This window comes from Kosakonia sp. SMBL-WEM22 (genome assembly GCF_014490785.1).
In the GTDB taxonomy this organism is placed as follows: domain Bacteria; phylum Pseudomonadota; class Gammaproteobacteria; order Enterobacterales; family Enterobacteriaceae; genus Kosakonia.
In genome coordinates this window covers 26,975-39,520 of sequence record NZ_CP051488.1, presented here as the reverse complement: position 1 = coordinate 39,520, position 12,546 = coordinate 26,975, and the positions used below count along the sequence as shown (strand labels likewise).

General features: G+C 56.8%; 10 protein-coding genes. 7 read left to right on the top strand and 3 right to left on the bottom strand.

Going from position 1 to position 12,546, the window contains the following annotated elements:
• Window positions 1–5 precede the first annotated feature (5 nt).
• A complete protein-coding gene (locus HF650_RS00185; protein WP_187800702.1) occupies window positions 6–962 on the bottom strand; it encodes a LacI family DNA-binding transcriptional regulator in 957 nt (318 codons plus the stop codon).
• 293 nt (window positions 963–1,255) lie between these two features.
• Between HF650_RS00185 and HF650_RS00180 the strand changes: the two genes are divergently transcribed.
• From HF650_RS00180 to HF650_RS00155, 6 genes are all read left to right on the top strand, one after another.
• Window positions 1,256–1,570 carry a PTS sugar transporter subunit IIB gene (locus tag HF650_RS00180; protein WP_042715075.1) on the top strand — a complete coding sequence of 105 codons (315 nt, stop codon included), beginning with the start codon at window positions 1,256–1,258 and terminating at the stop codon, window positions 1,568–1,570.
• 11 nt (window positions 1,571–1,581) lie between these two features.
• Window positions 1,582–2,913 carry a PTS transporter subunit EIIC gene (locus HF650_RS00175; RefSeq protein ID WP_187800701.1) on the top strand — a complete coding sequence of 444 codons (1,332 nt, stop codon included), beginning with the start codon at window positions 1,582–1,584 and terminating at the stop codon, window positions 2,911–2,913.
• A 12-nt stretch (window positions 2,914–2,925) separates the two neighbouring features.
• Entirely contained in the window at window positions 2,926–4,317 is a 1,392-nt protein-coding gene (locus tag HF650_RS00170; RefSeq protein ID WP_187800700.1) for a glycoside hydrolase family 1 protein, read from the top strand.
• A 5-nt stretch (window positions 4,318–4,322) separates the two neighbouring features.
• The gene (locus tag HF650_RS00165) at window positions 4,323–4,628 is read left to right on the top strand and encodes a PTS lactose/cellobiose transporter subunit IIA (protein WP_094422682.1); all 306 of its coding nucleotides are present in this window, start codon (window positions 4,323–4,325) and stop codon (window positions 4,626–4,628) included.
• A gap of 144 nt (window positions 4,629–4,772) precedes the next feature.
• On the top strand, window positions 4,773–6,152 hold the full coding sequence (locus HF650_RS00160) for a carbohydrate porin (RefSeq protein ID WP_187800699.1): 1,380 nt from the start codon (window positions 4,773–4,775) through the stop codon (window positions 6,150–6,152).
• A 100-nt stretch (window positions 6,153–6,252) separates the two neighbouring features.
• Window positions 6,253–7,155, top strand: a complete 903-nt coding sequence (locus HF650_RS00155; RefSeq protein WP_187800698.1) for an EamA family transporter — start codon at window positions 6,253–6,255, stop codon at window positions 7,153–7,155.
• Between the two features lie 1,388 nt (window positions 7,156–8,543).
• On the opposite strand, the gene nepI is transcribed toward HF650_RS00155, so the two are convergent.
• Both nepI and HF650_RS00145 read right to left on the bottom strand, forming a co-directional pair.
• Window positions 8,544–9,731 (bottom strand): purine ribonucleoside efflux pump NepI, encoded by a 1,188-nt coding sequence (gene nepI, locus HF650_RS00150; protein WP_187800697.1) that lies wholly within the window; start codon window positions 9,729–9,731, stop codon window positions 8,544–8,546.
• An 83-nt stretch (window positions 9,732–9,814) separates the two neighbouring features.
• On the bottom strand, window positions 9,815–10,267 hold the full coding sequence (locus tag HF650_RS00145; RefSeq protein WP_187800696.1) for a DUF1198 domain-containing protein: 453 nt from the start codon (window positions 10,265–10,267) through the stop codon (window positions 9,815–9,817).
• A 156-nt stretch (window positions 10,268–10,423) separates the two neighbouring features.
• Here HF650_RS00145 and HF650_RS00140 point away from each other — a divergent pair, with 156 nt between their 5' ends.
• Window positions 10,424–12,457, top strand: coding sequence for a DUF4034 domain-containing protein (locus tag HF650_RS00140; protein WP_187800695.1), 2,034 nt, complete (start codon window positions 10,424–10,426; stop codon window positions 12,455–12,457).
• Window positions 12,458–12,546: the final 89 nt, after the last annotated feature.

Below are 12,546 nucleotides of genomic sequence, written 5' to 3'. Positions count from 1 at the left end.
GTTATTTAGCGCTTTCTGACATCCGGAATAATTAAATCCCCGCGGACACGATATGTCCCTAATACGCTCTGCGTTTTCTCATTAAGCCACGACACAATACGCGCTGCCATCGCATCCATTGAATATTCAATCGCCGGTATTGTCGGAATACCCGGCAGATGCAGCGAGCCGGCAAGGCTAAAGACCATAATATCTTCCGGTACCGATTTATTAAACGCCTGTAACTGAGGGATCACACGCTGCGCTTCCTGCTCATCGGCAACCAGTAGGGCGTTGAAATTAAGCGTGGTGGCGTTGTTCAGCAGCACCTGCAGCGCCACGGATGATGAGGTGTCATCCATAAAGACCAGGTTGCGGTTAAAGGGTAGGAAATTGTTTTCCAGTGCCAGCTTATAACCGTGCAGCACCTGTTCGGCGGCGGCATTATGCGGATGAATAAGCGCGATCTGACGGCGGCCCTGGCTTGTCAGGTAATTACAGGCGGTTTCGGCGGCAAAAGCGCGATCGAACTGAATGCTATTGAGGGTGGTATCGGCAGACTCGACGCAATCTACGAGGATCACATTCTCGTCATCAATGGATAGCGGAAAACGGGCGCCAATGATCAGCACATCGTCACACAGCCCGCAGGTGAGCTCGTCCAGCGCGCTCATCACCTCTGCCTGGGTGTTAGCGAAGCGGAGCAGCAGGTGTTTCTGGCTCTGGCTGAGATGCTTCTCCAGCGCGTAGAGGTAACCGGTGGTCTGGTTAACATTCTCTTGCGCGCAGATCACACCGATGCAGCCTGTCGACTGGCTGAGCAGCGACTGGGCGATAACATTGGGCCGATAGTTCAGCTCGTCGACCGCTTTCAGTACTGCGAGGCGGCTGGCTTCCTTAACGCCGCGCGAACCGCTCAACACCCGTGAGACTGTGGCTTTCGACACCCCAGCTAAACGTGATACATCGTTGATTGTAGACATCTTTCTCCCCTGGCTGGCGCAAGGCGCGCCCGCAAAAAAACAGACACTGCAATGGCTAATCTATAACCATCGCGAGTATAGCCGTTTCTTTTTTTCATGGAAACCGATTTTCCATTTGCGTCGTTTCGCTTATTAAAAAGGCGCAATTTCGTGACGGAAATCCAATAACTCAGCCTTATTATTTACAGATATTGATAGCTATCACACTTCTACGGCGAATTCATGGAAACCGGTTTCCATATGATATCCAATCGTCTCCGCAATAACTTTTTACACTTCGAGGACGGTTAACGATGTTCAGGATCATGTTGTGTTGCTCAGCCGGTATGTCCACCAGTCTGCTGGTCAGAAAAATGGAAGAGGCGGCGAAAGCCCGCGATATTCCGGTTGAGATCGACGCGTACGGCGTAGCGGAGTTTGATTTGCAGTTCCCGCGCTACCAGGTCGTGCTTCTCGGTCCACAAGTTAAATACATGTTAAAAACACTGGCAGAAAAGGCCGCCGCCCAGGGCATTCCGGTTCAACCCATCAACCCGATGGATTACGGCATGCAACGTGGCGACGAGGTACTGGACTATGCTCTGTCGCTGATTGAAGCGGCACATTAAAAGGTGTTCTTATGCGTTCCCTCTACCAATCCATGATTACGGTGATTGAACAAAGCATCACGCCGCTGGCCGGTCGCCTGGGTCAGCAAAAGTACGTTATCGCCATTCGCGACGGCTTTACCGCCGCGCTGCCGTTTATGATCATCGGCTCGTTTATGCTGGTGTTTATCTTCCCGCCCTTTTCAGCGGATACCACCGTCGGCTTCGCCCGCGCGTGGCTCGATTTCTCCACCGAATACCGCGAACAGCTGATGTTGCCGTTTAACCTCAGCATGGGGGTGATGACCTTTTTTATCTCTGTCGGTATTGGTGCCAGTCTCGGTCGCCAGTTTAATCTCGACCCGGTGATGACCGGCCTGCTGGCGTTTATGGCCTTTCTGCTGGTTGCCGCGCCTTACAAAGATGGCACCATCTCGACGCAGTATCTCTCGGGCCAGGGCATCTTTACTGCGCTGATCACCTCGATCTACTCGTCACGGGTTTATGCCTGGCTGAAGCAGCACAAAATCACGATTCGCCTACCGAAAGAGGTCCCGACCGGCGTCGCCCGCTCGTTTGAGATCCTCATTCCGGTGTTGGTGATTATCGCCACGCTGCACCCGCTCAACCTCTTTATCGAAGCGCAAACCGGCATGATTATGCCGCAGGCGATTATGCACCTGCTGGAGCCGCTGGTATCTGCTTCCGACTCGCTGCCTGCGGTGCTGCTCTCTGTGCTGCTGTGCCAGATTTTCTGGTTCGCCGGCATCCACGGCTCGCTGATTGTCACCGGCATCATGAACCCGTTCTGGATGGCCAACCTCTCCGCGAACCAGGCCGCTCTGGCGGCGGGCGCAGCGTTGCCGCACGTCTATCTGCAGGGCTTCTGGGATCACTATCTGCTGATTGGCGGCGTCGGCTCCACGCTGCCGCTGGCCTTCCTGCTGCTGCGCAGCCGCGTTACGCATCTGCGTACCATTGGCAAAATGGGTGTGGTGCCGAGCTTCTTTAACATCAACGAACCGATTCTCTTTGGCGCGCCGATCATCATGAACCCGATGCTGTTTGTGCCGTTTGTCTGCGTTCCGCTGATTAATGCCGTACTCGCCTGGACCGCCACCAAAATGGGGCTGCTGGCACAGGTGGTCTCCCTGACGCCGTGGACAACGCCTGCGCCAATCGGTGCTTCATGGGCGGCAAACTGGGCCCTTAGCCCGCTGGTGATGTGCCTGGTCTGTATGGTGATGTCCGCCCTGATGTATCTGCCTTTCCTGCGCGCTTACGAGCACTCGCTGATGAAAGCAGAAGAGGAAAAAGCCGCGCAGAGCAGCGCCCCGATGGCGGAAACCGTCAGCAGTAATTAAAAGGAGCCGGTAATGAAATATCAATTTCCCGCAAACTTCTGGTGGGGCAGCGCCTGCTCTGCACTGCAAACCGAAGGGGAAAGCGAACAGGGCGGCAAAAGTGCCACCACGTGGGATGCCTGGTTTGCCCGTCAGCCGTGGCGTTTTCATCAGCAGGTGGGGCCGCAGCAGACCTCGACTTTCTACCGCCACTGGCGGCAGGATATCGCCCTGCTCAAACAGCTTAAGCACAACAGCTTTCGCACCTCGCTGAGCTGGGCGCGCCTTATCCCGGATGGTACCGGCGAGGTGAACCCGCAGGCGGTAGCGTTTTATAACAGCGTGATTGACGAACTGCTGGCGCAGGGTATTACGCCGTTTATTACCCTGTTCCACTTCGATATGCCGATGGTGATGCAGGAGAAAGGCGGCTGGGAGAGCCGCGAGGTGGTCGACGCCTTCAGCCGCTATGCACAGATCTGCTTTGAGCTGTTCGGCGATCGCGTGCATCACTGGTTCACCTTCAACGAGCCGATTGTGCCGGTGGAAGGCGGGTATCTTTACGATTTCCACTACCCGAACGTGGTCGATTTTAAACGTGCGGCCACGGTGGCCTACAACACGGTGCTGGCTCACGCCAGCGCGGTGCGCGCCTTTCGCGCCGGGCATCATCCCGGTGAGATTGGCATTGTGCTCAACCTGACGCCCTCCTATCCGCGTTCGCAGCACCCGGCGGATGTGAAAGCGGCGCACTACGCTGACTTACTGTTTAACCGCAGTTTTCTCGACCCGGTACTGCGTGGCGAGTATCCCGCTGACCTGGTGGCGCTGCTGAAAGAGCACAATCAGCTGCCCGCCTGCCAGCCGGAGGATATTGCGCTGATCGCAGAAGGGAAGATCGATCTACTCGGCATCAACTATTACCAGCCGCGGCGGGTAAAGTGCCGGGAGAGCGCGGTCAATCCCGAATCACCGTTTATGCCGGAGTGGTTGTTTGATTATTACGATATGCCGGGCCGTAAAATGAATCCTTATCGCGGGTGGGAAATTTATGAACCGGGTATTTACGATATTCTCACCAACCTGCGCATTAATTACGGTAACCCGCGCTGTTTTATTTCTGAAAACGGTATGGGTGTCGAGAATGAACAGCGGTTTATTGAAAATGGCCAAATAAACGATAGCTACCGAATTAATTTCGTTCGCGATCACCTTATCTGGCTGCATAAAGGGATTAGCGAAGGCAGCAACTGTCTTGGCTACCATATGTGGACCTTTATTGATAACTGGTCGTGGTGTAATGCCTATAAAAACCGCTACGGTTTTGTGCAATTAGATCTCGACACCCAACAACGCACCGTTAAAAAAAGCGGAGAGTGGTTTGCCACCACCGCTGAGAATAATGGTTTCACTACTCAGGATTGAAAATTATGGTCGCACTTGAAGAGGCGGTAATGGAGATTATCGTCAACGCCGGGCAGTCGCGCAGCCTCTGCTTTGAAGCCCTGCGCTCCGCGCGCGAAGGCAACATTGATGAAGCGAAACTGCTGTTGAAAGAGGCCGATGGCTATGCGCGCCAGGCGCACCAGATGCAAACCAAATTAATCGAACAGGATGCTGGCGAAGGCCGCCAGCCGATGACCTTAATTATGGTGCATGCGCAGGACCATTTAATGACGTCGTTATTAGCTCGTGAATTATCTGAGGAGATCGTTCAGCTTTATCAGCGTAACTGAATGGAGAAGTGATTACGGTAAATCTTAATACGTCTGTACCCAACTTAATAAAATAAAGCAGTCTGTTTTGATGATGGCAATATTCCTCTCTGTAACGGAGCGGAAGGTTATTGTCTGAGAACAACTTACTATATTGAGATAACCATGAAGATAAATAAAAAACTTCCAGTGGCGCTGGCGGTTGCGGCTACACTTTGCTCTGGTTCCGCCCTCGCCCAGGAGTTTACGCAAGAGCAAATTGACGCCATTGTCGCAAAAGCGGTGGATAAAGCGCTGGCGGAACGCCAGGCGAAAATGGACGCCGCGATGAATAAAAAAGCCGATGTGGTGGTTGAGCCGCAAAGCGCGGCGCAAACGCCCGATATGGCGATCCCTTACGGCGTGAAATTTACCGGTTATGCCCGCTATGGCGCGCACTACCAGTCCGGCGATCAGAAATATGTCGGCGTTGACGGCTCCTACAACGGCGCGTCGGCAATTGGTCGTCTTGGCAACGAAGGCAACGGCGGCGAATTCCAGCTTTCGAAAGCGTTCAAAGGCGATAACGGCGCGATCTGGGACATCAACGTGATGTTCGATCACTGGGGCGATGAAGTTAACCTGAAAAAAGCCTACGCTGGCGTGACTAATCTGCTGGCCTCCAACCCTAACGCCTACTTCTGGGCGGGGCGTGATTTCCACCAGCGTCCACAACAGGGAATCAACGACTACTTCTGGATGAACCACGATGGCCAGGGCGCGGGGGTGAAAAACTTCGACATTGGCGGCGTGCAGTTTGACGTTGCCGCCGTTGGCTCCATCGAATCCTGTAGCCCGGAAGTGCTGGAGGATGAATCTAATCCGTCGCGCATCACCTGTACCGGCAGCTCTAACGTTGGCGATAAAGGCAACTATGCGGTCACCTCCAAAGTGCACGGCATGAAAGTCGGCCCGCTCGATCTGGAGATTTATGCCAACTACGGCTTTGACTCGAAAGCGGTGGATCGCGACGAGCGCCTGCACGCCTGGCAGGGCGGCGCGGTGCTGAGCCATACCTACGACAGCGGCATCAACAAGCTGATCGCCCGCTACTCCGATAACTCGGACAACAGCGTCTTTAACAAAACCGACGATCTGAAAACCATCTACACCAGCTTTGAAGGGACCTATAAATTCACCCAGCAAACTCAGGTGGATTACCTGCTCGCCTTCCATGATTACGACAACAGCAGCATACAGTCGGACAACCGCCGCAACTACGGTGCAATTGTTCGCCCGATGCACTGGTGGAACGATGTGCACTCAACCTGGCTGGAGCTGGGCTACCAGCGCGTGGATTATGATGATGGCGGCGACAACCACGGCTGGAAAGCTACGCTATCGCAGAATATCTCTATTGCGATGGGGCCGGAGTTCCGCCCGATGCTGCGCTTCTACGTGACCGGCGGCGAAGTGGATAACAAACGCACCGCACGCGTCAACGGCACCAACGATACCTCCCTCGACTCGCTCAACATCGGCGCGATGTGGGAAGCCTGGTGGTAAGGTGACAACCCGGGGGCGGTTCCCCTCAAGCCGCCTCCGGTTCCCGCCCGGGCCTGTGTTATGCTTCTTGACCTGTTAATAAGTTATCAACGGGTTAGCGATGAGTTCGATGAAAAAAGGGATGCTCTGCGTGCTCGCAGCGGCAGTGTTGTGGGGCAGTTCCGGCGTATGCGCGCAGTTTATTATGGAGAAGAGCACCATCTCTGCGCAGTGGTTAACCATGACGCGCCTGCTGTTTACCGGTGTGATCCTGCTTACGCTGTCGTTTTTCCACGGCGACAAGATTTTTACCATTCTGAAAAACCGTAAAGACGCGCTGAGCCTGCTCTTCTTCTCGCTGTTTGGTGCGATGGTGGTGCAACTGAGCTTCCTGGTGACCATCGAGAAATCCAACGCCGCCACCGCCACGGTGCTGCAATTCCTCTCGCCGACGATTATCGTCGCGTGGTTTGCGCTGGTACGCAAAGCGCGGCCGACGCTGCTGGTCTCAGCGGCGATCATGACCTCGTTAATCGGCACCTTCCTGCTGGTGACGCACGGCAATCTCACCTCACTCTCTATCTCCTCCGGCGCGCTGGTATGGGGGATTATTTCCGCCTTTTCCGCCGCGTTTTACACTACTTACCCTTCGGCGCTGATTGCCCGCTACGGCACGCTGCCGATTGTCGGCTGGAGTATGTTGCTGGCAGGGTTAATGCTGACGCCGTTCTATGCCGGGCAGGGGAGTGACTTTGTGATCGACGGCGCGCTGTTGATCGCCTTTTTCTATCTGGTGGTGATTGGCACGGCGGTGACGTTCAGCCTCTATCTGAAGGGGGCGCAGATGATTGGCGGCTCGAAAGCGAGCATTTTAAGCTGCGCCGAACCGCTCAGCAGTGCCCTGCTATCGGTAGCGCTGCTCGGCGTGGTCTTTACGCTGCCGGACTGGCTCGGCACGCTGCTGATTGTCTCGTCGGTGTTGCTTATCGCGCTGGATTCACGCCGCAGGGTGCGCGCCGCATAACAAATATCGGCATATTGCCCGATGGCGGCTGCGCCTTATCGGGCCTACGCAATAGTGCATCAGGCAGAAGCCGTAGGCCGGGTAAGCGCAGCGCCACCCGGCACATTGCCCGATGGCGGCTGCGCCTTATCGGGCCTACGCAATAGTGCATCAGGCAGAAGCCGTAGGCCGGGTAAGCGCAGCGCCACCCGGCACATTGCCCGATGGCGGCTGCGCCTTATCGGGCATACGCAATAGTGCATCAGGCAGAAGCCGTAGGCCGGGTAAGCGAAGCACCGCCCGGCATATTGCCCGATGGCGGCTGCGCCTTATCGGGCCTACGAAGTAGTGCATCAGGCAGGCACCGTAGGCCGGGTAAGCGCAGCGCCACCCGGCACAATGCCCGATGGCGGCTGCGCCTTATCGGGCCTACGAAGTAGTGCATCAGGCAGGAACCGTAGGCCGGGTAAGCGCAGCGCCACCCGGCACAATGCCCGATGGCGGCTGCGCCTTATCGGGCCTACGCAGTAGTGCATCAGGCAGAAGCCGTAGGCCGGGTAAGCGAAGCACCGCCCGGCACATTGCCCGATGGCGGCTGCGCCTTATCGGGCCTACGCAATAGTGCATCAGGCAGAAGCCGTAGGCCGGGTAAGCGAAGCACCGCCCGGCATATTGCCCGATGGCGGCTGCGCCTTATCGGGCCTACGCAATAGTGCATCAGGCAGAAGCCGTAGGCCGGGTAAGCGAAGCACCACCCGGCACATTGCCCGATGGCGGCTGCGCCTTATCGGGCCTACGAAGTAGTGCATCAGGCAGGCACCGTAGGCCGGGTAAGCGAAGCACCGCCCGGCACATTGCCCGATGGCGGCTGCGCCTTATCGGGCCTACGCAATAGTGCATCAGGCAGAAGCCGTAGGCCGGGTAAGCGAAGCACCGCCCGGCACATTGCCCGATGGCGGCTGCGCCTTATCGGGCATACGCAATAGTGCATCAGGCAGGAACCGTAGGCCGGGTAAGCGCAGCGCCACCCGGCACAATGCCCGATGGCGGCTGCGCCTTATCGGGCCTACGCAATAGTGCATCAGGCAGAAGCCGTAGGCCGGGTAAGCGCAGCGCCACCCGGCACAATGCCCGATGGCGGCTGCGCCTTATCGGGCCTACGAAGTAGTGCATCAGGCAGGAACCGTAGGCCGGGTAAGCGCAGCGCCACCCGGCACAATGCCCGATGGCGGCTGCGCCTTATCGGGCCTACGCAATAGTGCATCAGGCAGAAGCCGTAGGCCGGGTAAGCGAAGCACCGCCCGGCACATTGCCCGATGGCGGCTGCGCCTTATCGGGCCTACGAAGTAGTGCATCAGGCAGGAACCGTAGGCCGGGTAAGCGCAGCGCCACCCGGCATAAAGCGGCGTTTAGGCTGATTTGACCTTCACTTTGGCCGCCACCAGCAGCGCGGTGAGCAGCATCAGGCCGCCGGAGAGCATTAACGGCGAGAGCAGTCCGTAATGATCGAGGGCGAAACCGCCAATCGCCGCGCCGCAGGTATTCGCCAATTGAATAACCGCCACCTGAATTGAACCAGCCTTCTCTGCCTGGTCGGCAAGGGTACGGGTGATCCACGTTGACCAGCCCACCGGAATCAGGGCGAAGCCCAGCCCCCAGACAATGGCAATTCCTGCCGCCACGACCTTATCGTTGCCCCACAAAATCAGCACCAGCGCGCTTATCGCCAGCGTCAGCGGCGCAAGGGCCAGCGTCATTTTCACCGAGCGCTTCATCACCACCGACGAGAACGAGGTACCGACAAAGCTGGCGATACCGAAACTGAGCAGCACCAGCGTCAGCCCATCAACACTGAATCCGGCGAGGGTCGTATAGACCGGGCGAATGTAGGTAAAGAAGGAGAACTGCCCGGCGAAAACCATAAAAATCGCCAGCATCCCCGCCGTAACGCCGGGGCGTTTCAGCAGGCCAAACATATTCTGATGCTGCTCGGTCTGCCCGGGCAGCGACGGCAGCGCCATCCACACCCAGATAATGCAGGCCACGCCCATCAGCGCTGCGCCGTTAAAGACGTTACGCCAGCCGATAATCCCGCCAAGAAAACTGCCCAGCGGCGCGGCAATCACCAGCGCAATCGACACCGCGCCAAAGATAACCGACAGCGCTTTCGGCACCGTGCGCATCGGCACTAAACGCATGGTCAGCGAGGCGGACATCGCCCAGAAGCCGCCGAGCGCCAGCCCAAGACAGGCACGCCCGATTAACAGCAGGGTAAAACTGGTGGCAAACGAGACCAGCAGGCAGGAGAGGGTCAGCAGCAGCGCAAAGGCGAAGACCACATAGCGGCGGTCGGTGGTGCGAATGATGCTGGTGATAAAGAGGCTGGCGAACATCGCCACAAAGGCGGTCACGGTGACGGTTTGCCCGGCAAGCCCTTCGGAGACACCCAGATCCAACGCCATTGGCGTCAGCAGGCTGACCGGCAGAAACTCAACGGTGATCAAGCATGCTACACAGAAGGCCACGGCGAAAACGGCGGACCAGTTCGGCCGCGTGACCGGATCGGCTGAAGATTGCGCCATACTTTGCTCACTCATTGATTACCTGCTTAATTGTTAAACGTGAAAGTCGCGCAGTGTAACATTCATAAAGTGTGACGCAATTAACAATTCAGCAACTCTCACTGCAGCCAGTAGACACCCTCTTGCGGGGCGAAGAGCGCGTTATAGCGCATCTGGAAATTGCTCAGTTCGGCTTTATCCGGATCGATTTCACGCAGAAAGCCGAGCACCAGGCGTAATTGCGCATCGGTAATCGGTGCCGCAAGCCGCGCTTTCTGCATCAGACGGTGCCAGTAGTGAAAATTTTGCTCACCGCTATCGACAATCGCCACCTGCCAGATCAGCAGCAGCTGCGCCGCGTTTTGCAGGTGCGCCTCATCGGGACGCGCTAAGTAGCGCAGAAATTCGTTGCCTGCGGTTTTGCCCATCTGATCAATCATCGACTCCACCGGCACGGGTTGAATATTCAGCCGATCGGTAAGACGGCGGATCGCACGGCGGGAATCGGAGGTTAACACCCGAAAACCAATCACAAAGACCACCACCAGCGTGGCCAGCATCAACCAGATCATACGTTCTCCCGCAGCGAAAAGAGGCTCATCATACGGGCAAAACGGCGTCGACTAACAGCGCTAAGTGCGCTCAAACACCTAAATCAGGGGTTTGTTCCTGCCGCTTTTTTCTGGACAATGGGCAACATTTTTCTTACATCTCCCTTATGAGGCACCATGATTTCACTGGATGAGATTTTTTCTGTCCGCCAGCAGCTGCGCGATTTGATGCAGGCCGGGGAGTTTGAAGCCCTTACCCGCTACTATGCGGCCGCCGAGGCCCGCTGGCAGCAGGATCGCGATGATGCGTTTTTTCCCATCATCAGCCAGTACACCTTTCTCTTTACCCCGCAGCTGTTTAGCGAGAAGAAGATTGTTGAGCTACTGACTGCCTGGCATCAGCAGCAGCCGCAGGCCCACTATCCCTGTGCGATGTTGGCGCAGCGCTGGCTTAACATTGCTGGTGACGCGCGCGGCGGCCATTACGCAGACCGGGTGACCGCAACCCAGTGGAGCCGCGCCCGCATCAGCAGCGATCTGCTGTTTTACTGGGCGGCAAAAGCGATCTCCCTGAATAACCAGACGTCCTGGCTCTATTATTTACTGCTGACGGCGAGCGGGCACTTTAATCAACCCGCGTGGTTCGAGGAGCCGCATCAGCCGATAGCGCTCGATCTGAACGCTTATTCAGACGCGGCGCTGGCCTTCGCCCGCGAAAAAGGCGGTTTACCGCTCTCCAGTGAGCCGATTTACACCGGTCTGCCCGTCGCCGATGAGCAGGAAGCGGAGATGCCGCCGCTTTACTGGCTCAACCGCGCGCTTGAGTGCGACCCACAAAGCATGCCGGTGCGCGAGCAGTTTATCTATTACCTCTACCCGCGCTGGTATGGCGATGATGAGCATCTCGCCATCGATAACTTTTTAGCCAGTAACTACTGCACCGTGCTGCCGGAGCTTAAGCGCAACAAACTCTACAGCGTGAAGTGGCTGGATAAGCTCGGTAATCCCGAGCACTGGCCCGATAAGCACAGCGGCAAAGCGATCGGCGCATTCGATGAGGAGTTCCAGCAGATGCTGGCCCTGCCGATGGAGCCGGAAGATAAGGCGGCGCTGCACCTCACCTGCCTGGACACCTACGTCCATTTCCTGCTGGACGACGATTACACTTTCTACGCCCATAGCCCGCTTTTCGCACGGCGCATTTATGAAAGTATTGAGTTTATGCTCAACCACGGTTCAGTCCGCTTGCTGTTTGCCCAGGAAGGGGCATTACTCTTCTGGCTGCTGTCGGTGCTGTGCCATAAAGAGTACGCGCTGCAAGATGAGAAGGGGCTCTTCCCGCGCTATATCGCGCTGACCGGCGCGCGCTGCGAAAACGACACCGAGCTGCTGCTAAGCGCCTATTTGCGTTTGCAGACGCTGGAAGGTGTGCATCTTCCTGGTCCGGCGGAGCCGTGGCTTGTGCGCCTGAAGCAGACAAAGGATCGCATCGGGCCGGACAAGCTGAACGTGCTGCTCAACCGTCTCTGCTTCTTCCAGCAGAAAGCGCAGGCGCAGGCGTTTTTAACCCTGCTCGCCGAACATGACGTGATCCCCGCTCTGCTGCTGTTAAGCGATATTCACAGTGGCCTGGCTCCGGTTGCGGCGACCAACTTGCTGATTACCCCCTCCGCAGAGACGGCGGCTGCAATGCTTGATCGCGCCTGCCAGAACCGCTCGCCGGAAGCGCTGTTCCGTAAAAGCCGCATTCTGGAAGCGCAAAACGAGAGTGCTACGCTGCCGGAGCGCCTGACGTTGTTAGAGGAGGCGACTCGCCGCGGCCACGCGCTGGCGCATTATGATTATGCCTGCGCGCTCTTCTGGTCCCCTGATGCGGAGCATCAGCGGCTGGCGGTGGAAAAAGTGTGTGCGGAGGTGCTGCTTGAGGCGCGTGTTGAAGAGGAGAAGCGAGCCTATATCGCCTATCTCTACGCGTTTGGCGTGCTGAACCAGCGCGGCGGTATGCGTAAAAATGTCTGGCTGTTTATCCGCTGGATCAACTATGCCATCGAGCTTTGGCCAGACGAGCACTACCAAAAAATGCAGCAGTTCTTCGAATCGCGCTACGTTAACTTTTTAGTGGTTCGCTTCCTGGCGAAGCGGGATAGAAAAAGGGCACCCGAGTGGCAAGTGGAACTCCTGGGCAAGCTTGGCATACTGGAGGATGAGTAATGTCTTATATCGGTTATATTCTGTTTATCGCAGCGCTGGTGGTCTTCGGCGTGAGAACCAATAAGAAGTCGCGCTACTACCTCAGCACT

What these genes read in the sequence shown, in the direction of transcription:
- HF650_RS00185 (WP_187800702.1), bottom strand. Translation starts at nt 962, where the DNA reads ATGTCTACAATCAACGATGTATCACGTTTAGCTGGGGTGTCGAAAGCC.
- HF650_RS00180 (WP_042715075.1), top strand. Translation starts at nt 1,256, where the DNA reads ATGTTCAGGATCATGTTGTGTTGCTCAGCCGGTATGTCCACCAGTCTG.
- HF650_RS00175 (WP_187800701.1), top strand. Translation starts at nt 1,582, where the DNA reads ATGCGTTCCCTCTACCAATCCATGATTACGGTGATTGAACAAAGCATC.
- HF650_RS00170 (WP_187800700.1), top strand. Translation starts at nt 2,926, where the DNA reads ATGAAATATCAATTTCCCGCAAACTTCTGGTGGGGCAGCGCCTGCTCT.
- HF650_RS00165 (WP_094422682.1), top strand. Translation starts at nt 4,323, where the DNA reads ATGGTCGCACTTGAAGAGGCGGTAATGGAGATTATCGTCAACGCCGGG.
- HF650_RS00160 (WP_187800699.1), top strand. Translation starts at nt 4,773, where the DNA reads ATGAAGATAAATAAAAAACTTCCAGTGGCGCTGGCGGTTGCGGCTACA.
- HF650_RS00155 (WP_187800698.1), top strand. Translation starts at nt 6,253, where the DNA reads ATGAGTTCGATGAAAAAAGGGATGCTCTGCGTGCTCGCAGCGGCAGTG.
- nepI (WP_187800697.1), bottom strand. Translation starts at nt 9,731, where the DNA reads ATGAGTGAGCAAAGTATGGCGCAATCTTCAGCCGATCCGGTCACGCGG.
- HF650_RS00145 (WP_187800696.1), bottom strand. Translation starts at nt 10,267, where the DNA reads ATGATCTGGTTGATGCTGGCCACGCTGGTGGTGGTCTTTGTGATTGGT.
- HF650_RS00140 (WP_187800695.1), top strand. Translation starts at nt 10,424, where the DNA reads ATGATTTCACTGGATGAGATTTTTTCTGTCCGCCAGCAGCTGCGCGAT.